This is a genomic window from Paenibacillus taihuensis (assembly GCF_003386535.1).
Taxonomy (GTDB): domain Bacteria; phylum Bacillota; class Bacilli; order Paenibacillales; family Paenibacillaceae; genus Paenibacillus_Z; species Paenibacillus_Z taihuensis.
Map to the genome: position 1 here is coordinate 1 of NZ_QTTN01000003.1, position 20,597 is coordinate 20,597.

Genomic DNA, 20,597 nt, shown 5'->3' on the forward strand with positions numbered 1-20,597 from the left:
AAACGATTCCGAGATCTCGATGGTTGGATAAGAAGAAGACTCCGGTCGGTACAGCTGCGAAGCTGGAGGAAGATAAGGAAACTTCATCGAGAGATGCGCAAACGAGGATGGGATAGAGAACTGCCGGGGTTACGAATGACCGCTTGGCGCAGCTCCTACTCGACGTATGCGCAGTATGCGATGCCAAACAAGTGGTTTGAAGAAATCGGTCTAAGTAGTTTGTCCTCGATCCAAAAAGACCTTCATCCCCAACGGGGATAATCATGGAGGAGCCGGATGCGATGACCCGCACGTCCGGATCTGTGAGAGGCCCATGCAATTGCGCATGGGCCTACTCGATTTTGAATGATCCAGAGGACTACCCAAGATCGGGGACTTCCTGCAACGTTACCTGAGGTTCATTCATGCCATGCAGCTCGAAAATAATAAGTTCATTCGCGCCTTCACGGAGCAGAGGCGCTGGAACATACAGCGTTTTTTGCGGACCAATTTCCCAGTAGCGTCCGAGATTAAAGCCGTTCACGAAAGCGACGCCTTTGGTCCAACCCTCCATGTTCAAGAACGTGTCGGCTAGCTCATCCACCTCGAAAGTCCCCTTATAGAACGTCGGTTCCGGTACCGGGTCGCCGCCGAAATCAATCGGTTCGAAAACAAGCGAAGTCAAATCATCGAGCGGCAGCGGATGGATCGTCCAATCGTAGAGGAACTGCCGCTCATGTCTAACGCCTTCCGTAATTCCTTTGGGATCCTTCATCATCCAGCCATAGTTCACGCGACCGAGATTCTCGACCAAGATGCTTAGCGAAGCGCCCTCGCGCGGAATTTCGACTGCAACGTCATGCTCCTCAGCTGTAAGCGATAACGAATGATTATTGCGTTCAATGACACCTTGATACACATTATCCATGAATACTAACGCCCGGTCGCGAACTTCCTGCACAGTAACTTTGCTGCGAGGTCTTGGTCCGCTGATGCGCGTCGTGTAAAGAATAAAACCGTAATCCTGACCTAGCTTCTCCATCGTCTCTGGATAGACGCTCTGTACCGGAACGGAGAGAAGTTCAAGGGAGTCGAACAGACGAGCTTGCTCAGTTAGTTGAACGGTACCGTAATTGTGTTTCGGAATCGGTGTCGGAAGCAGAGCCTTTGGCACATCCGAATACTTCGAAATTACGTCACGGATGGCCAGGTACTTGTCCGTAATATCACCTGATTCGCTTAGGAGCGCGTTGTAATCGTAGCTCGTTACCGTCGGTTCGTATTTATCAAAGAAGTTGGCGCCGTTATAGAATCCGAAGTTCGTGCCGCCTTGGAACATATAGAAGTTGACGGAAGCGCCAGACTTCAAGATCCGATCTAGAACATCGGCCACATCGTCATAACCCCGAACATGATGCTCCTCGCCCCAATGGTCGAACCAGCCGTTCCAATATTCCATGCACACTAGCGGATTGTTCGGCTCGTACTCGCCAAGCTTCTCGAACGATTCTTCCGGCCGGGAGCCGAAATTTGCCGTTGCGAGTGCGCCCGGAATCGTGCCGCCTTGCAGCATATGATCCTCCGGCCCGTCGGAAGTGAAGAGAAGCACATCAACGCCGCGGCGAAGCAAGCCTTGACGCAAGTATTCCAAGTAATTCTTGTCATTGCCATAGCTGCCGTATTCATTCTCTACCTGCATGGCGATAATAGGTCCGCCATTCGTATCCAGAAGCGGGAGCAGCAATGGAATAAGCACGTCGTAGTAGGCATCAACATGGTCAAGATACGGCTTATAGTTGCAGCGCAGCTTCATGCCGTCCTCGGCCAGCAGCCAGGAAGGAAGTCCGCCGAACTCCCATTCCGCGCAAATATACGGGCTTGGACGCACGATAACATGCAAATCCAGTTCAGCCGCGATCTCGATGAACCGGACGATATCCGCTGCACCGGTAAAGCAGAATTGGCCTTTCTTCGGCTCATGGATGTTCCAAGCGATATACGTTTCTACGGTATTGAAGCCGCACGCCTTCAGCTTGAGCAGGCGATCTCTCCAGTATTCAGGGACGACGCGGAAGTAGTGAATAGCGCCGGAAATCATTTGGAACGGACGATCATTTACTAAGAAATTACGACCTTCTACCGTGAACTTTGCCATGTGAGCATCCCATCCTATCTTTGGAATAACAATTTAATTGGTATTCTAAATCAAAAAAATGAGTACTTCAATCAAAATATTTACTCCTACAATCGCCATGCTATAATGATTCATAAAATTTACCCCAAGGCGAGGCAGGTCCAATATGCGAACCAGAGTGTATCCATGGAAGTTATCCACCGTACTCAAATTTGTCCTCATCTTCATGATTTCAGTGCCGATTATTCTGATCAGCGGGACGATATTGAAGGTCTACAAACATGACCTCATCTCGCAAACGACAGACCGAACGATGCAGACGTTACGGGCTGTCACTTATTCCGAAGAGCAAGAAATCAATAAAACGATCAACTTTACAGCGCTAATCGGAATGGATCGCGACGTGCTAAATAAAGCGACATTGGTGGAGAAGGGCGATAACGGCTCAAGGTTCGATTATAAGAATGAACTCGTGAAGATGCTCGATAATTACGGCGCATCGACCTCGGGACATTTGCAATCCATTACCTTCTTCTACAAGAATCAAGGCGCTTTCTCCTACTTGAAGGATTTGAAGAATAACGAGCAGTCCGTGCGAGATGCGGCGTGGTACAAGTCGGCGCTCTCCGACAAGGATCGCGTTCATTTCATCGGCCAGCAGCAGGCTGTGCTCTATGGCGATACAGGGGAAATTCGAATCGCAGCGGCCATATCGCCTAGCTACATGCAGATGATGCATAACATCGAGATGATCTATGTCGTGTTCAGCAATGATGCGTTCGAGAAAATATTGTGGCAGGACATTTATCGCGGGGCTTTCTCGTTTCGCATAGCAGACCAAGACGGGCAAGTTATTGCCACCAGCTACAACGTGAACAATATCGGTCGAGTGGGGCCGCAGCTGCTGCACAAAATCTCCTTATCCAAGGAAGGTCACTTCGATCACACGTCTAGCGGCAACCAATCGCTCGTCGCCTACTCGACGGTTGAGAATGCGGGATGGAAAGTGATTTATCAGATCCCGTATGACCAGTTGACCACGAAGTACGATCAAATCTCAAGGTACGTCGTTTGGGGCACGCTTGCGGTCATGATTATGATTTCGGCGATATCGCTGCTGCTCATTCATGGCGTGACCAGACCGCTTCAATTGCTGGTCGTGAAGATGTCGCGTGTCATGGACGGGAAGCTGAACACGAAGATCGAAGCCTCCGGCTTTGCGGAAACGGTCATTTTGGGACGTACCTTCAATCATATGATGGAGCAGATTCTGCTGCTCATTAAGCAGAAAGAGGATCAGGAGCGGGAGAAACGCGTGGCGGAATTTGCGGCGCTTCAGTCGCAGATCAATCCGCATTTCTTGATCAATACGCTTAACTCGATCAAGCTCATGGCGGTCATCAGCAAGGTGGACAACATCCGGAATATGACGCAAGCGCTCATGAGATTGGTCTCATCGTCCTTTAATCGCGGCGGAAGCGAGACGCTGTTAGGCGAAGAAATCGAGAACTTGAAGCATTACCTGTACATCATGCAGACGCGGTACGGGAATGCGCTTGAAGTGGAGTGGAAGGTACAAGAAGAAGCGAATTCGCTCTATATCCTGAAGCTGCTGCTTCAACCGATATTGGAGAATTGCATCCTGCACGGCCTGTCCGACCCAAGCCGAATCGGCCAAATCGAAATCGAAATTGAGATCCTGGAGGGCGTGCTTCGGATTCAAATCTCGGATAACGGGATCGGAATGACGGCGGAGCGGCTGGAACAGATTCTCTCCGAGGACCGGAGCGGGGCATTCAGCGGCATGGGAGTCGCAAACGTGCATCGCAGAATTCAGCTCCATTACGGCAGCGAATACGGCGTGAAGCTGGAACCGAACCAGCCATCCGGCATTAAGGTCATGCTCGCGATTCCGGCTATTTATCACAGCTTCGAGTCCGCTCAGGAGCAAAAACTTGATTCATAAAAGATCAATTTTGTACAAAAACGATCATTTGTAAGCCTTTTCAGTTCCATTAAGATAAGAGCAGACAGACAAAGAAAATCCTAACTACAATTTTTTAATGGAGGGTCAGACGCAATGAGCAAAAAGAAATGGTTAAGTTCGATGCTTGCGATTGGATTGATTACGACCGGTATATTGTCGGGCTGCGGCAAGGATTCCGCCGAGAATGCGAACCAAGGCGCCGCGGAGAACAACACGGCGACAACGACGAACAATACGGAAACAGCGGCATCGGCCGATCCGGTCAAGCTGAAGCTTGCCATCTGGGACGCGAAGGCGGACATCGATTTCTGGACGGAAAAGGCGAAAGAATATTCCGCTCAGAAGCCGAATGTCACGATCGAAGTGGAGAAGGTGCCGGATAACAGCGGGCAATACTTGAAAGTCCGCTTGGCAGCAAACGATATGCCGGATCTCTTCTACCTGAAGCCGGCTGCTTTCCAGGTTTACAAGGAAACGATGCTGCCGCTGGATGATCTGCAAGCCACGGCAACGAATAAATTCGCAACGAAGATCGACGGCAAAGTGCTTGGGCTCCCGCTGGTATCTTTCTCGGAATTTGTCTACTATCACCCAAGCATCTTCAAAGCGTTGAACCTTGAAGTGCCGAAGACGCTGCCGCAATTTCTGGATGTCATGGCCAAGCTTAAAGCAGATGGCCAATATACGCCGCTTTCCATTGGCGGCAAGGACGACTGGACATTCTACCCGTTCATGGAATTCGGTCCGCATCTGATGTCGGGCGACGAAGATTACATGGCTAATCTGGCGAAGAACAAAGCGCCGTTCGGTGCGGGCAGCACGTTCGATCAAGTCGCGAACCTGCTCAAGGAAATCTCGGACAAGAAATATGCCGGACCTGATGCGCTTTCGATCTCGTTCGATCAATCGACGCAGCAATTCGAAGCTGGCAAAGCTGCGATGATCGCACTTGGCCAATGGTACTATCCGAGCTATATGGACAAAGTGAAATCGGACGAGGATCTCGGCGCATTCCCGCTGCCATTCCGCGCCGACGAGAGCCAGCCGCTCACCTCGATGACGCTGTCTGATATGAACGTAGGCATTAACAAGGATTCCAAGAACACCGAAGAAGCGAAAGCGTTCCTGGAGTGGATGTTCAGCAAGGACGTGTACCAATCGTACATTAACACGATGCAGCAGTCCTCGACGATCGACGGCGTAACGGTAGACAACCCGTTCTTCAACAAATGGACGCAGCAATATCCGTTCACTCCGTTCATCTACAATGCAACGGATGCCGGCTTTGCGAAAGTAAGCAGCGCTGCGCAATACGATACGCACAAGATTGCACAAAGTATTTTTGCAGGCAAGTCTATCGGTGATCTCGAGAAAGAATTGAACGATAAGTGGGGCAAAGCAGTCGATTCGAACCAGTAAGACGAACAAGTAAAAACCAAACAAGTAAAACCAAACCAGTAAAACATAAAGGCGGTCATTCATCGGATGACCGCACTTTATTTATCAGGGAGGGTATTATGTCGAAATCATCGAAGAGAAAGATCAGCTTCATGCTTGCGCTATTGCTCGTTAGCTCGTCTTTTCCGGTTAGCGGCGCTTTTCAGCTGGGCAGCGACACTGCAATGGCATCGCCTGATCAAGAACCTGCTTCTCCTGCCAGCAGCTATACGAATAACATGGAAGACGGCTCCGATGCGAGCCTCATGGATGTAGACGGCGTCCCATCCGATACCTCGATTGGCAGCACGGCTTCGTACGCCGGGATGAACGGCCAGCTTCTTGGTGCTCGGAACCCGGACGGCGGCAACGAAATTTTTTATTTTGGCGAGATGCCTGATGTGGCGAACGGTACGTTCGAAGCGAATATCAATATCGATGGAGGCATCGCGGAGCAATTCGGCATCATTACCAGATACAAGGACTTATCGCATTATTCGCTTATTGCGCGGGATCAGAATGGCTGGATATGGGATGGATTTAACGGCGGCGGCGAGGTGTACGGCGACTACTCCAATCCAACAGCCAAGCTTGAAGCGGGAAGAACCTATGCGCTGAAGGTTGCCTTTAATGAGGACACGTACGAAGTGTATTTGGATGGCGATCTGATTTACTCGCAAACGTCAGACGATGCGCTGCCGACTGAAGCGGGTAAAATCGGATTCCGATCCTATTACAGCGCGAAAACGATTCATATTGACGATGTAAAGGTGACAGACAACGACAGCGGTCAAGTTGTTTATACGCGAGACTTTAACAGCGACGCGACACCTGGCCTCAATATGGCATCTGCGAACGCGGCCGTCCCGACGTATTCCTTCCAAACCGCTGTACCGGGATTGTCGGGGAAGATCGCGAAGCTTACCACGACGAGCGGAACAAGCCAAGTTGTCGATACGGCCTCTCCGCTTGTGAGCAACGGCTCCTATAGCGCGAAATTCCAATTGGATGGCGACTATTCGTACGCAGGCCTCATGTTCAGGTACAAAGACGCGAACAACTGGAGCGCTGTGCAAAACGATAGCGACGGCTCATGGAAGCTCGTCGGCAAAGCTGACGGCAATGATGTAAGCGCTGACTTAACGAGCGATGCTCAGCCTCTTGCTTTGGGAACCGTCCATGATGTTTCCATCGACTACGCGGGTGATCTCTACACGCTGACGGTTGACGGAAGCGAACTTTACTCAGGCACGGAGACGGGATTCTCTTTGTTAGGTGGACGGAGCGGCTTCGAAGCTGGATCAGCTAGCACAGGAACGGCTTACTTCGATGATTTGTCCGTGAGCTATCAAGATGGTGACGTCTACATCCCGCCACAAGAAACGACGTATCTTCGTAATTATGACGATGGCGTTACAGGCGTGTGGAACAAGACAGATGGCACGCCGCTTACTCCGGCTCCAGCAATTGCTGACAATAAACTTGTCATCAATAACTTTTTTGCGGATGTTTATGACCAGAGCTCTCTCCCCATGCAAGACGGAACATATACCGTGAAGTTCAGAACAGATGGCAAGGCCGGCCGTTTAGGCTTTATATTCAGATATTTCTCGCCAAGCAAGCCGTTCGCCTCTATTTATTATGATAATTCAGGACATTGGGGCTGGCAGACCGATGCCGCTCATTACGGTGATTTTACGAGCTCCGGGCCTGATATTGTCGCGGACACAGATTATACGTTGAAGATCAAGTATATCGGTCAATCCGTTAAAGTGTGGTTGAACGATGTACTGGCTTTCAGCGGCAGCGCGGATTTCCCGGTAGGGGCTGGCAGAGTAGGGATCAAGAGCTGGAACTACCCGAAGAAGGTGATCATCAGCCAGCTTTCGCAACAAATTTATGTAGCGCCGACTCCGCCGACACCTACAGCTGTAGAGCCGATTACAATCTCATCGGACAAACTGAGCGTAAGCATGGATAACCGTTTCCCGGCTGTTCGGAGCTACACGTGGCTTGGCAGTGAAGTATCGGACGAGCTGCAAGCGCAAAGCGATTTCTTATACGCAGTCAATATCAACGGCAATGACAGCATTGCAACGGTAAACAGCGCCGCGAAGACGGCGGAGAATACGATTGTTTACAATTTGGATGTTCCGGTCGTGGACGATAACACGGAAGCAGCGGTCGGGAACGTGAATATGGACGTCACATTTACGGTTAACGGCAGCATAGTCGATATGAAGACCCATATTAACAGCGAGCCCGAAGGCTACAAAACAAGAAGCGTCGCCTTCCCGAACCAGAAGCTCGTCTCCGTATCCAGCGCCAATCCGGATGCGCAAGGCGCTGCGGCATGGGTTACCGGAGCATGGAATGTGATGAATGACGAATTCTACACGAACGATGCTGCCTTCGGAACAAATCTGCAGAGCCAAACGCCAGGCAGCCGATTGAGAACGTACGGTTTCGTCAGCGACGGCAAGCTGGCAGCAACCATCATGAATGATGTTGTGGAGACAGCCTCTAAAGTGATGATGAACATTGAGACAGAAGGCGACGAAGAGAACAAACAGCTCTCCATGTGGAACGGAGCTTGGACAGTCAGAGGGGACATCGACGATGATGCGCTCTTCCCGCCGCTCTTCGATTTCTCTTCCAAAATCATGATTTCGCCTGACGCCAACAACGACGGCACAGCAGACTGGAAAGATGCTGCCATTGCCTTCCGGGATGTTTGGTCGCAGGATCTTCACCCAGGCGCAGATGAAATCAACAACTATGTGTCCTATATCGCGATGAATTTCAACAGCTTAACCCAGAATCCGTATTTGCGGACGCTCGATAACGCGAAGAAACTGTATAACCTTTACGACGGCTTTGGACAGCTGATCCTCGAGAAGGGGTACGAGGCGGAAGGGCATGACGACAGCCACCCGGATGTCGCAGGGCATTTCGGCATTCGCGAAGGCGGTCTGAAAGACTTCAATGCGCTGGTCGACGAAGGGCTGAAATACAATGTGAAGGTCGGCGTTCATACCAATATTGATGCTCAGGACCCGGATGCCTACTACGCGAAGCCCGAGAATTGGTCGAGCAATAGCTCCAACTATGATTGGGTCGACCCTACGTACCCGACCGATCGTTCGAAAGACATAACGAGCGGGGAGCTGGAGCGAAGATATACACAGCTGAAGCAGGAAGTTCCTAACCTTGCGATGGTTTACGATGATGTTTACAGCGGTGCAGGCTGGCACGCGAATCAATTCGCTGACCTGATTCAGAACAAGCTGGGCTTCTGGTTCGGGACAGAATTCTCCGGACCAATGGAGCAGAATGTCATCTGGACCCACTGGGGTACGGACCCTTACTACCCGAGCCAGACGCCAGGCAGCTTGATAATTCGGTTCATCAAGAATCAGTATCAAGATACATTCCAAGCGCCAAGCCCATACACCAGCGTATTGCTGCGAGGCATGCTTCAAGCGGGAGTTGGAACCTGGCAGGGCAGAACGGATATCCAGAACGGCATTGATTTGTTCTATAACAACAACCTGCTAACGAAGTACATGCAGCATTTCCCGATTGAAGATATACAGCGCGATAGTGCCGGCATCGACAGCAAAATCGTATTCGGCGGCGGCGTCGTTGCGCAGATGGATGAGTATCATGCAAGTCCGAGTGACGAGAACTATCTCGTCGGGACGGCATCCCTGACGAAGAACGGCAAAACGATTGCCAAATACGATGTTCTGGATCATAAGGACCAGGGCGATACAGGTACAGGGCAGCTGGATGTCATCAACCAGAAGAGCCAGCTCTTCTTGCCTTGGGACCCGCAGAACGAAAGCAAGATTTACTACTGGAACCCGAAAGGCGGTTCTACGACTTGGGATTTGCCGGATAGCTGGAGCGGACTTGCGACAGTAGAGATGTACAAGCTTACCGACACCGGACGCGTATGGGATCGTACGCTGAACGTGATGGGCGACCAGGTGACCATTGACGATACAACGATTGGCGTTCCCTATGTGGTCTACAAATCGAAGACAGCCGAGCAGCAAGCAGATGTTCAGCAAGCAGGCGACTTTGGGGTTGGCGGTCCGCTTAAGGATCCGGGCTTCGACAGCGGCGCATTCGCATCATGGAACAAGACGTCCGCATCGAACGCTTCCGCATCGAACGTATCCGTGGAGCACGACTACTTGAAGAATAGCTTCCTCAAGATTACAGGCGGAGAGGATGCGACAGTCTCACAAACCGTAACGGGGCTAAAACCAGGCAAGACGTATACAGCCTCTGTCTGGGTGGATATCAATAACGGTCCAAATCAAGACGATGATGATACTGCGCCGAGCACATCAGAGCGCAATGTATCGATCAGCGTCCAGAACTACGGCGGCCCTGCTGTGATGAACACGATCGACAGTTCCCAAATTATGAATTTGGAGGAGCCGAGCAAGTTTAAGAATACGTACTATCAGAGATTGAAAGTCGATTTTACGGCAGACGCATTGGGTAAAGCCGATATCGTATTGAAAGCAGATGCTGCCGAGGACTCGACTTCGAACGTATGGTTTGACGACGTTAAGCTGTGGGAGAACCCTGGAGTAACGAACTTCGGCTCTCATTACTTCTATGAGGATTTCGAGAACGTGTCAGAAGGCTATGGACCGTTCATGTTCCAAGCGGCATGGAGCGGCAATCAGACCCATCTGGCCGAGAAGGCAAGCGATGCGAAGAAAGCTGCCGACCCGAATATTACGCAGCCGATGACATACGCATTCGACGGCAATTTCTCGCTGAAATCCAACGAGCAGGACTACATCAATAATCCGGCTACGCCTTTAGTTTCCGAGATCCTTGGCACCGTGCCGTCAACGCTTAAGCTTCTGCCTCATAAATCGTACAAGGTCGGATTAAAGTATCAAGTGAATAAGGGCGGACTATATCAGCTGTCAGCCAAATCAAGATCGGGCGGACCTACGGTGAGCGCGCTCTTGTCGGAGCAGACGGGAGCCGGTATTTCCAATATTCCTGATTTCACGCTTCCGACGATTCGTTCTACGGGAACGGCCGAGGTCGAGCTTGAATTCAACACAGGCGACTACAGCGACTATTACTTAGCGATTGAGTCCGTGAAGGCAACGGCTCAGCCGAACCTGTCGGCCATTGATGTCGTTATGGTTGTCGATGATTTGTACGTGGACGATCTATCGACGCAAGGCTCTAGCGGCAATACGGGAGGTAATTCAGGAGGGAATACAGGAGGCAATACAGGCGGCGGCTCCGGTGCTTCGGGTACAACGAATGAAGAAATTCAGCTGCATGTTACGGGGGATGGCGCTCCTGAGTCAGAGGTAACGGTGGATAAGAACACGAACCAGATTATCGTCGACTTCTCCAAGAATGCCAACGGCGATATTGCTGCTGCATTTAGCGCGAAGGAATTGCTCGCTGCCGCAGCCTTGAATCAAGACGCGCAGGTGCTGCTGGTGAACAAGGACTTCCAATATCCGCTTTCTCTTGACGTGCTGACCCATATTAGCGGACTGAACGACTTTATTGCTGCGAACCAAACAACGCTCAGTGACTTGAAGCTTACGCTTTCTGTCCACAAATTAGACAGTGAAACCGTTCTGAACGGCAGCGGCATGCCTGTCAATCATGATGCCGTCTCCTCTCCTTTCGAGGTCAACCTCGTGCTTTCAGCACCGAACGGCAAAGCATACAAGGTTGAGGATTTCGATGGGCTCCGTTCATTCTTCATTAAGATCGACAACAGCTTCAAGGGTCAGCCGTTGTCGGCCTTGGTCATGGAGAAGAGCGCGCAAGGAAACCTAATCGGAACAAGTACAAGAACGGTCAAGCAAGTTGTAATCGATGGTCAGTTATATGCAGAAGTGCATACGGCGACGCACAGCATATACACGATCATCACTAGCAAAGGTACTGTCTTTAAAGATTTGGATAAAGCGAAGTGGGCGAAGGACTCCATTGAAGAGGCTGCGGCGAGATTGTTGGTTGCAGGCAGAGGCAACGGCATCTATGCCCCTGCCGCTCGAATCTCGCGTGCCGAATATGTGACCATGCTGGTTAACGCTCTGGGTCTGGCTGCAACCGATGTAAGCGGAATTAAGCTTCCTTACTCCGATGTAGCGGCGAAGCCTGGCGTATGGCCATACAATCAGCTGGCAATTGCTTATAAGATCGGGCTTCTGAACTTTGTATCCGGTTCGAAGCTGCTGCCGAATCAACCGATCACGAGAGCAGAGATCGTTCAAGCGACAGCGGCATTCGCGGCCTATGTGAATAAGGCTGCCGTCACTGAAGCGGATAATTCCGTATTGTCTTCATTCTCGGATGCTGCGTCCGTAAACGCGGCTTCCAGAGCGGCATTTGCTTGGAGCGTAGCAAACCAAGTCATGCTGGGCATTAAAGATACGGCAACAGGCGCGATTACCTTATCGCCGAATGCCTCTTCCAATCGCGCTCAGGCAGCAGCCATATTACTGCGCGCATGTAAAGCTGTTGGATTGATCTAAAGCGTTGGCTTTCTAATAGGGCAGATCGGAGCGTTTCGCTCTGATCTGCCCTATTGTTACTTCATAAAAGATCAAGTTTTGCCCAAGATGCATCATTTGTAAGCTCTTTCATTTCACTTAAGATAGGAGTAGATACAGCTAAACCAACAGGGGGAATGAGATTGTGAACAACCTGCTCCAACAACGAATCATCATCTTTTCTTTTCTATTTATCCCGGTCACATTAATGCTGCTTTTCTTAATCTATCCGACGATCCAGCTGTTTCATTACAGCTTTACCGATTGGAACGGCTACAGCAAGACCATGTCCTGGGTTGGCTTCGACAATTACAAGAAATTGTTCTTTGATTTCCCGGATGCTTGGAAAGCCATTCGCAACAATGGGCTGTATTTTCTCATCCACACCATCGCCATTCCGATGGAGCTGATGACCGCGGTTTTGCTGAATCGCACCTTGAGAGGAAGCTCGTTCTTCCGTTTCACAGTACTGATGCCGTACATCATTAACGGGGTTGCGGTAGGTTACATGTTCAGTTATTTCTACAACCCGATCAACGGGCCGCTCAATGGTCTGCTGCATGCGCTTGGCATGGACGCTTTGGTTCATGGCTGGCTAAGCGATCTTCACATTGTCAATTACTCGCTCGTTGCCGTTTCTCTATGGCGGTTCTGCGGCGTTCATGTCATCTTGTTCCTGGCAGGCTTGCAGTCGGTCCCTGCGGATCTATACGAGGCAGCGCAATTAGACGGCGCAGGGTTCTGGAAGCAGCTGCGCTATGTGACGATGCCCGGAATCAGGCGCGTAATCGAAATCATTCTCTTCCTGAATGTTTCCGGCGCGCTGCTTCAGTATGATATTCCATACGTGATGACGGGCGGCGGCCCGGGAACGGCAAGCAGCACCTTCGGGCTGTTCTCTCTTCAAACGGCCTTCACGTTTAATAATTACGGTCTTGCATCATCGATGGCCGTTAGTTTGCTTCTATTAATTATCGTTTTCTCGAGCTTGCAGAATTGGATCATTAAAGACAGGAGTGAGAAATAATGTCGCAGGCTTCATTGAAGAGAAACAGCGTCCTGAGCGGCACTGCTTACTACGGCAATTTTATATTGATGACGGTCATTGTGTTTATTCCCATTCTGCTCGTCGTTTTCGGATCGTTCAAGACGAACCAGGAGCTTGGAGCGACTTCGCCATTCTCGCTGCCTTCGAATTGGCTGAACTTCGATAATTATGTCAACGCCTATCATGACGGCGGGATGCTGCGCGGACTTAAGAATACCGTGCTGCTCGTCGCGGGCAGCCTGCTCGGAAACGTCCTGCTAGGCACGATGACCGCGTATATTCTCAACCGGTTCGATTTTAAACTGAAGAAAGTCGTCATTGCGCTCTTCCTGCTTGCGATGATCATTCCGTCCTACACGACCGAAATCGCTAGGTTCCAGCTCATCCATGGCTTGCATTTATACAATTCGCTTGGCGCTCCGACGATGATTTATATTGGCACAGATATTATGCAAATCTACGTGTACATGCAGTTTCTGGAGAAAATATCGCAGCAGCTGGATGAGAGTGCCATGCTGGACGGCGCATCGTATTTTCGTATATTTCGGTCGATCATTTTCCCGCTGCTTCTTCCGGCGACTGCGACGCTGGGTATATTAAAGAGCGTTACCATCATGAATGATATTTACGTGCAGAACCTGTACATGCCAAGCAAGGAGCTGGCGACATTGCCGACCTCGCTCATGAGCTTCGTCAGTGAACGGAGCTCCGACTTGTCAGAACTTTGCGCAGGCATTATGCTGGTCCTATTGCCGAGCATCATCTTTTATATCGTGTTTCAACGCTATATTTTCAAAGGATTGATGGACGGCGCAGTAAAGGGATAGCGGCATAATGTTGGAATACGGAGGATCCCTTGATGTTCAAAATGATGATTGTGGACGACGAGCCGTTAGTTCGGCTGGCGCTGCACCAAATGGTAGATTGGGACAAACTTGGAATACGCATTGTTTGTGAAGCCGGGAACGGCGAGGATGCGCTGCTGCTTCTTGAACAGATGCCGGACATTGACATCATGCTGATGGACATCGAGATGCCTCGAATGAATGGCATCGAACTGCTCAGGACGGTAGCCGGCAGTGGACGGTCCCGTCAATTGGCAACGGTCGTGCTTAGCGCCTATAACAATTACAGCTATGTTCGCGAAGCGTTCCTGCTTGGCGCTGTCGACTATGTGGTGAAAACGAACATGGATGAAGAGCATATAACGCCGGTCTTTACGAAGGTTGTTGAAACGATGAGCCGTGCTAGCAAGGATATGACAATATCCATTCCGGCTGATCATTCAGAGGCGAATGCAATTCCAGGAAAAGAACGGGATGCCATTATCCAAATGCTTCTGTCCGGCGACGAAGAGCAAGAACGGCTGGCTTTCGGTCACTTGTCGGCAGATGATCTGCTAAAAAGCGGATTTCATCAGATGGTGCTTGTGCTGCGAACGTCAGGGAATGCGGAGCTTCCCGATCGGTCCGGACTGATCAAGCAAACAATGCGGACCATTCTGGCTTCGATGTCCATAACGAGCGAAATTTATTATAAAGGCAATAACGAGTATGTGCTGCTGTGCTCCTTCTCTGATGACCGGAGTTCACTAAGCATTAGCGGGAAGATACATTCCTTCTTCGCGACCGTCAAGACTAGGCTTAAAGAGTATGCGAATGTATCGGCTGCGATGAGTGGAAGCGGGTTAGGCATCGGCAAGAAGCAGTCGTGGTATAAGCTCTATCGGCAGGCAAGCTGTGCAATAATGAAGCTTTATTATGAAGGATACGGGACTTTCCTTGAATATGACAGGACAATGGAGCAAGCAAGCAAATTGGAAATTCGCAATAAAGCGCTGTTTGATCAGCTAGAGTCGCTTCGAAAGGCGCTTTCGGAGGCGATGCAACAAGTTGGCGAAACCAATTTACTGGATATTCTGGCGAGAATCAAGCAGCTTTTGAGCACCACGCGCGTCGCAGATCCGGAACAAATCATGGCGTGGTTCGTGGACATCATCTGGCAAACGGGCGGCATGTTGTATGCCAGGGGAATTCGGTGGTCCCAAATTCAAGGGTATGTGCAGGATCCGGTTGAGTCTATGAAGCAGCTGGAAACGCTTGATCAGACCATGGGCTGGCTGCAAGCACTTCTGCTGAACGTTCATCGCACTCTGCAACAAGGCCTTAAGGAATCTTCCAAGCCCGTATATAGTATACTCGTGACGAAAGTAAAGAAATTTCTGGAAGAGCATTATCGGGATGATATCAGCCAAAGCGCGGTCAGCGAGGTCGTCGGTGTAAGCGAAACCTATATTAGCAAGCAGTTCTCCAAGGAAGTCGGCTGCAGCTTCATGCACTATTTGACGCAGCTTCGAATAGAGGAAGCGAAGAAATTGTTGAAATCGGGCTACAAAATTGCCGAGGTTTCGGAGAAGGTCGGCTATTCGAATCATGAGCATTTCAGCCGAATCTTCAAGAAGATCACGGGAATTAATCCGAAGACGTATCGGGAAAGCATATAGTTATGCTGAACGAGAAGGGCCTTATTCTGCTGCGGATAAGGTCTTATTATTTGTCAAAGAAATCATTTAAATGGAAGAAGTTAGAATACAATATTATGATTCAAACTCGTTGAAAAGGCTTAATATTACGATGCTTTTCCGGAAATCTGCAGCTCCATGAGGAGGAGAATGGGAAGGCTGCGGCAATCTTATCAGAGGGGGTTGACAGCACAATATGAAAGCGCTACTATTAACCCATAAAAGTTGTCGAATTCAAAATAGGAACGTTCCCAAAAATAACAATTTGATTTGTTAGATAGGGTGAACGAGCAGTAGTGTAACTGAAAGCTAAACGGAATTTATTTTTTTGTCAGCTTTTAGGAACGTTCCCAAAACGACGATTTTTATTGAACAACGATGTAGGTTCGATAGGAAGAGAAGAAGTGAAAAGTATTTACGCATTTTTGGGAACGTTCCCAAAGTTGTTGCAAAATGCTACATTGCGAGCATCATCGCAGCATGACCGCTTCAATGGAGAATTCGAAATTGCAATTTATCAGCAATATTGGGAACGTTCTCAGAGTTAGCTGTATCGTACATGTGAAGTTTTTGGTAAAATGGGAACGTTCCCAAAATTTATTGAAAAGGAAACATGGGGAAACGATAACAGGAAAAGTGAGTGATGGTTTGTGGGTCCGACGATTCATGATGTAGCTAGATTGGCAGGAACTTCAAAGAGCACCGTATCCCGATATTTGAATGGACAGCAGGTTAAGAAAGCGACGGAGGAAGCGCTCGAGAAAGCGATCAAGGAGCTCAACTTTCACCGTAATGCCAATGCGCGCAGGCTTGTCCTCGACCGGACGAATATCATCGCCGTCGTCGTCGACAATATCTCCAATATATTCTATTCCGGCATTATCCGCGGAATTGAAAGCGTTGCGAATATGAAAGGGTACAACTGTATCTTTCTAAGCTGGACTTCCAACTACGAGGATGAGATTTCATTCTTGAACTTGCTCTACGAAGGTCAGGTGGACGGAGTCATACTTGTAAGCTTCCAGAAGCGGGCGAAAGAAGATTTGGAACGCATTCGCGAATCCCAATATCCAATCGTGCTCATCGGCGACCATGGCGATATGGAAGATATCTTCGCCGTCGACGTAGATAACGCTGCTGGCGTTTCCGAGCTCGTGACCTACTTGCACAGTCTCGGCCACCGTGACATCGCATACATTTCCGGACCTGTTCACGCTGCAGCAAACAAACACAGATTCAAAGGGTACTTAAAGTCGATGGAAGCGCTCGGGCTGAACTACAATGCCGACTGGGTAGTCGAGTCGGATTGGAGCAATCAAGGCGGTTACCAAGCGATGAAGCAGCTTCTTCAGCGGCAGTCGGGCTTCACGGCTGTTATCGCATCGAACGACGAGACGGCGATTGGAGCGCTTCGTGCGGTTCAAGAGAGCGGCATGAACGTGCCGAAGAACATGTCCGTTGTCGGCTATGACAACATCACCATTTCGGAATGGGTGTACCCGTCCCTGACAACCGTCAGCCAGCCGTTTCATCAGATCGGCCAGAAAGCGGCGCAAGGCTTGTTTCAGAAGATCGAGGGTGCTGATGACGCAGCGGAGAATACGCATTATCTGCTCAAGCCTAATCTGATCATTCGGGATTCGTGTGGAAAAATATAGAGAGAGGTGAGGGAGAATGGGATCGAAAATTAACAAATCGTATTACGGTTATTTTTTCATCGCTCCGTTTTTTATCGGGTTTGCCGTATTCGGTTTGGCACCGATCTTGTATACCTTGTACTTAAGTTTTATGAAGTGGGACGGCTTCAATGCTCCCGTGTATGTCGGATTCGCGAACTATACCCGGCTGCTGCATGACAGCTTCTTCTACCAATCCATCTGGAACACGCTGCTCATCTGGGTACTCTCGAATACGCCGCAGCTCATTCTTGCTCTGCTGCTGGCGCTCATTCTGAATGAGAAATTCATTCGCGGCAAGCACTTTTTCAGGGCTGTATACTTCTTCCCGCAAATCATTACGCCGGTCACGCTCGGTGTTATCTTCAGTCTCATGTTCGACTGGCAAACAGGCAGCATTAACAAAATTCTGATGTATCTCGGCATCGTCCATGATCCGGTGAACTGGTTCAACAGCCCTTGGTGGTCACGGCTCATTGCATCCGCCGTTATCTGTTGGCAGTACTTCGGTTTTAATATGATCGTCTTTATCGCTGGCTTGCAGTCGATTTCGAATGAAGTGTACGAAGCGGCTTCGATCGATGGCGCAACGAAGAAGCAGACGGCACTTCACATTACGCTTCCGCTCCTCAGACCCGTGTTCTTGTTCGTATTCATTACATCGGTTATCGGCGGTCTGCAGCTATTCGATGCTCCGCTCATGCTGGGCGATGGTCCAGGAAACACATCGCGGACGATGGTCATGTACTTGTACGAGACAGCATTCAAAAACTTCGATTACAGTTACGGCGCAGCGGTCGCTTACGGCATCTTCATCGTCGTCATGTTCTTCACGGCAATTACCGCAAGAGCCTCGAAGCTGAAGGATTAAGGAGGCGAAGCACATGGCTAAAGTTCTTACAAGAGGGATTCTATATCTGTTTCTAATTATCGTAGCGGCTACTTGCTTGATTCCGTTCTATAGCATGATCATCACTTCGACGCATACCAATTCGGATATTGCTCGGAAGCTGCTGCTTCTGCCAGGCGACCAATTCGTTGATAACTACAACCGCCTTAAAGATACGGTCAACATCTGGAGAGGCTTCGGCAATACGCTGTTCATTACAGTGATCTCGACATTGATTAACGTCTATTTCGCGGCGCTAGCCGGTTACGGTTTCTCGAAATACGACTTTAAGTACCGTGGCGTCTTATTCCTGGTCGTCCTTGGTACGATGATGATTCCGGGGCAGCTCGGTATCATCGGCTTCTTCAAACTCGTTAACTCGTTGAACATGCTTAACACGTATTGGCCGCTTATCCTGCCATCGATCCACAATGCCTTCGGGATCTTCCTGATGCGTCAATTCGCGGATTCCTCGGTTCCGACGGAAATCATTGAATCGGGCCGGATGGATGGCTACGGCGAGCTGCAGATCTTCAACCGGATCGTATTGCCGATTATGGCACCGGCTCTGGCGACCTTAGGCATCTTCGCCTTCATTGGCAAATGGAACGACTTCCTGACGCCGATGATCGTGCTCTTCGACAATAACCTGCAGACGCTGCCTGTTATGATCGCGAGCTTGAAGTCGCAATTCACGTCCGATTTTGGCGCGCAATATGTCGGTATTGTTATCTCGGTTGTACCGGTTCTCGTCTTCTTCTCTTTCATGTCGAAACGGATAATCGATGGCGTTGCTGCAGGTGCAGTCAAAGGTTAACAGCCACTTCAGACTCTATTGAAAGAGGTGATGCGTTCTCACGGGCAAGACGATCGATGACGGTGATGTAGTTGTTTATGCAAGTTTCATTCGACGCAAATATTGCAGGTTCTACAATGACCAAAGGGGAGAACAGAAATGAAAACAACAACAAAAAAATGGTTGACGACAGCTACCTCGGTTGTCCTGGCTGCTGGCTTGCTCGCAGGCTGCGGCACTAGCAACAATAACAACACGACGAACACCGGCGATACAAACGCTGGAGGAAATAACGCAACAACGAACACTGGCACGAACAATGGCGGTACACAAGCATTGTCCGGCAAGCTCGTCATTTGGACGTTCTTCGACCAAGTAAAAGATATGGCTGAGCAATTCCATGCCAAAAACCCTGGCGTTACAGTTGACGTGAAAATGTTCCCAGGCGATCAATATCAAACAAAGCTGCTGACAGCATTGCAATCCGGCAAAGACGTTCCTGATATCTTTGACCTCGAGCGAGGCTACATCGGCAAATTCATCGACTCCCAGTTCCTGACTGACCTGTCTGCTAAGGGCGGGGACGATCTGGTGAAGGACTACATTCCTTATGTACAAGCACTTGGCCGTTCGACTGACGGCAAGCTGAAAGCAATCTCTGATCACTCTTCGCCAGGCGGCTTCTGGTACCAGAAAGATATTGCGAAGAAATATCTCGGCACGGATGACCCGGACAAAATCAGCGATATGGTTAGCTCGTGGGACAAAATCATCGAGCTTGGCAAGAAAGTGGCAGCAGACAGCGGCGGCAAAGAGCATCTGATCCAAAACGCCGGCGACCTGTTCGACATCGAAGCGTACAACACACAGCCTTGGGTGAAAGACGGCAAGCTGACGATCGATCCGAAATGGCAAACTGTTTATGAAAATCAGCTCAAAATCCGTGCAAACAACGTTGACGCCAAGCTTCCGTTCATGTCCGCAGGCTGGGGCAACGCGCTTAACGATGGCAGCGTCGTTCTGACTTCGATGCCGGCATGGGCAGGCTTCATGATCGATAACAAAGACAACAAAGCAAACGGCAAGTTCGGTGTTGCAAAAACGCCTGAAGGCTTCTATGTAGGCGGTACGTACCGCGGTATCTACAGCAAGTCCCCTAACCAGGATCTGGCTTATGAATTCATCAAGTACATCGCTGGCACAGAATGGCAGCAGCACAACCTGGAGAAAACAGGAAACATGCCTGGTAACGGCGCAGTATACGAGGCAAACCTGGATACGTACAAATCTCCGTTCTTCGGCGAGCAGAACATCCTGAAGCCTTACTACGAATCCGTTAAAGCAATGCCAGCAATTCAACCGGACAAGTACGGCGAAGATATCCTGAGCAAGTGGAGAAAAGCAGCCGGCGACGGAATTGCGAACAACTCCAGCTACGACGATGTTGTAGCGGCATTCAAGAAAGAAGTTAAGAACACGTTCCCTGAAGTTTCGGTAGACTAATCGACAAAACAGACAGATAGAGGCGCGACTGCTTCTCGCATGGGAGGCAGTCGCCATTTTTGGAAGG

11 protein-coding genes are annotated in these 20,597 nt (G+C 49.9%); 10 read left to right on the forward strand and 1 reads right to left on the reverse strand.

Annotated elements, in window-relative coordinates; translation table 11 throughout:
- Positions 1–358 precede the first annotated feature (358 nt).
- Positions 359–2,134 (reverse strand): glycoside hydrolase family 35 protein, encoded by a 1,776-nt coding sequence (locus A8990_RS03440; RefSeq protein WP_116187633.1) that lies wholly within the window; start codon positions 2,132–2,134, stop codon positions 359–361.
- A gap of 145 nt (positions 2,135–2,279) precedes the next feature.
- Here A8990_RS03440 and A8990_RS03445 point away from each other — a divergent pair, with 145 nt between their 5' ends.
- The 10 genes from A8990_RS03445 (at position 2,280) to A8990_RS03490 (ending at position 20,530) form a co-directional block, all read left to right on the forward strand.
- Entirely contained in the window at positions 2,280–4,079 is a 1,800-nt protein-coding gene (locus A8990_RS03445) for a cache domain-containing sensor histidine kinase (RefSeq protein WP_116187634.1), read from the forward strand.
- 114 nt (positions 4,080–4,193) lie between these two features.
- Positions 4,194–5,519, forward strand: a complete 1,326-nt coding sequence (locus A8990_RS03450; RefSeq protein ID WP_116187635.1) for an ABC transporter substrate-binding protein — start codon at positions 4,194–4,196, stop codon at positions 5,517–5,519.
- Positions 5,520–5,617: 98 nt separating this feature from the next.
- Positions 5,618–12,079 carry an endo-alpha-N-acetylgalactosaminidase family protein gene (locus A8990_RS03455; protein WP_116187636.1) on the forward strand — a complete coding sequence of 2,154 codons (6,462 nt, stop codon included), beginning with the start codon at positions 5,618–5,620 and terminating at the stop codon, positions 12,077–12,079.
- Between the two features lie 163 nt (positions 12,080–12,242).
- Complete coding sequence (locus A8990_RS03460) at positions 12,243–13,124, forward strand: carbohydrate ABC transporter permease (protein WP_116187637.1); 882 nt, start codon at positions 12,243–12,245, stop codon at positions 13,122–13,124.
- Positions 13,124–13,972: a carbohydrate ABC transporter permease gene (locus A8990_RS03465; RefSeq protein WP_116187638.1), complete on the forward strand. Its 849-nt coding sequence runs from the start codon at positions 13,124–13,126 to the stop codon at positions 13,970–13,972. Before A8990_RS03460 ends, A8990_RS03465 begins: the two co-directional genes overlap by 1 nt.
- 32 nt (positions 13,973–14,004) lie before the next feature.
- Positions 14,005–15,648: a response regulator transcription factor gene (locus A8990_RS03470; protein ID WP_116187639.1), complete on the forward strand. Its 1,644-nt coding sequence runs from the start codon at positions 14,005–14,007 to the stop codon at positions 15,646–15,648.
- A gap of 668 nt (positions 15,649–16,316) precedes the next feature.
- Positions 16,317–17,324 carry a LacI family DNA-binding transcriptional regulator gene (locus tag A8990_RS03475; protein WP_116187640.1) on the forward strand — a complete coding sequence of 336 codons (1,008 nt, stop codon included), beginning with the start codon at positions 16,317–16,319 and terminating at the stop codon, positions 17,322–17,324.
- Between the two features lie 16 nt (positions 17,325–17,340).
- Positions 17,341–18,213: a carbohydrate ABC transporter permease gene (locus tag A8990_RS03480; protein WP_116187641.1), complete on the forward strand. Its 873-nt coding sequence runs from the start codon at positions 17,341–17,343 to the stop codon at positions 18,211–18,213.
- A 13-nt stretch (positions 18,214–18,226) separates the two neighbouring features.
- Positions 18,227–19,048 (forward strand): carbohydrate ABC transporter permease, encoded by an 822-nt coding sequence (locus tag A8990_RS03485; protein ID WP_116187642.1) that lies wholly within the window; start codon positions 18,227–18,229, stop codon positions 19,046–19,048.
- A 138-nt stretch (positions 19,049–19,186) separates the two neighbouring features.
- On the forward strand, positions 19,187–20,530 hold the full coding sequence (locus A8990_RS03490; protein ID WP_116187643.1) for an ABC transporter substrate-binding protein: 1,344 nt from the start codon (positions 19,187–19,189) through the stop codon (positions 20,528–20,530).
- Positions 20,531–20,597 lie beyond the last annotated feature (67 nt).

Excerpts from the sequence above, each read along its gene's own strand:
- A8990_RS03440 (WP_116187633.1), bottom strand. The coding sequence starts at position 2,134 with ATGGCAAAGTTCACGGTAGAAGGTCGTAATTTCTTAGTAAATGATCGT.
- A8990_RS03445 (WP_116187634.1), top strand. The coding sequence starts at position 2,280 with ATGCGAACCAGAGTGTATCCATGGAAGTTATCCACCGTACTCAAATTT.
- A8990_RS03450 (WP_116187635.1), top strand. The coding sequence starts at position 4,194 with ATGAGCAAAAAGAAATGGTTAAGTTCGATGCTTGCGATTGGATTGATT.
- A8990_RS03455 (WP_116187636.1), top strand. The coding sequence starts at position 5,618 with ATGTCGAAATCATCGAAGAGAAAGATCAGCTTCATGCTTGCGCTATTG.
- A8990_RS03465 (WP_116187638.1), top strand. The coding sequence starts at position 13,124 with ATGTCGCAGGCTTCATTGAAGAGAAACAGCGTCCTGAGCGGCACTGCT.
- A8990_RS03470 (WP_116187639.1), top strand. The coding sequence starts at position 14,005 with ATGTTCAAAATGATGATTGTGGACGACGAGCCGTTAGTTCGGCTGGCG.
- A8990_RS03480 (WP_116187641.1), top strand. The coding sequence starts at position 17,341 with ATGGGATCGAAAATTAACAAATCGTATTACGGTTATTTTTTCATCGCT.
- A8990_RS03485 (WP_116187642.1), top strand. The coding sequence starts at position 18,227 with ATGGCTAAAGTTCTTACAAGAGGGATTCTATATCTGTTTCTAATTATC.
- A8990_RS03490 (WP_116187643.1), top strand. The coding sequence starts at position 19,187 with ATGAAAACAACAACAAAAAAATGGTTGACGACAGCTACCTCGGTTGTC.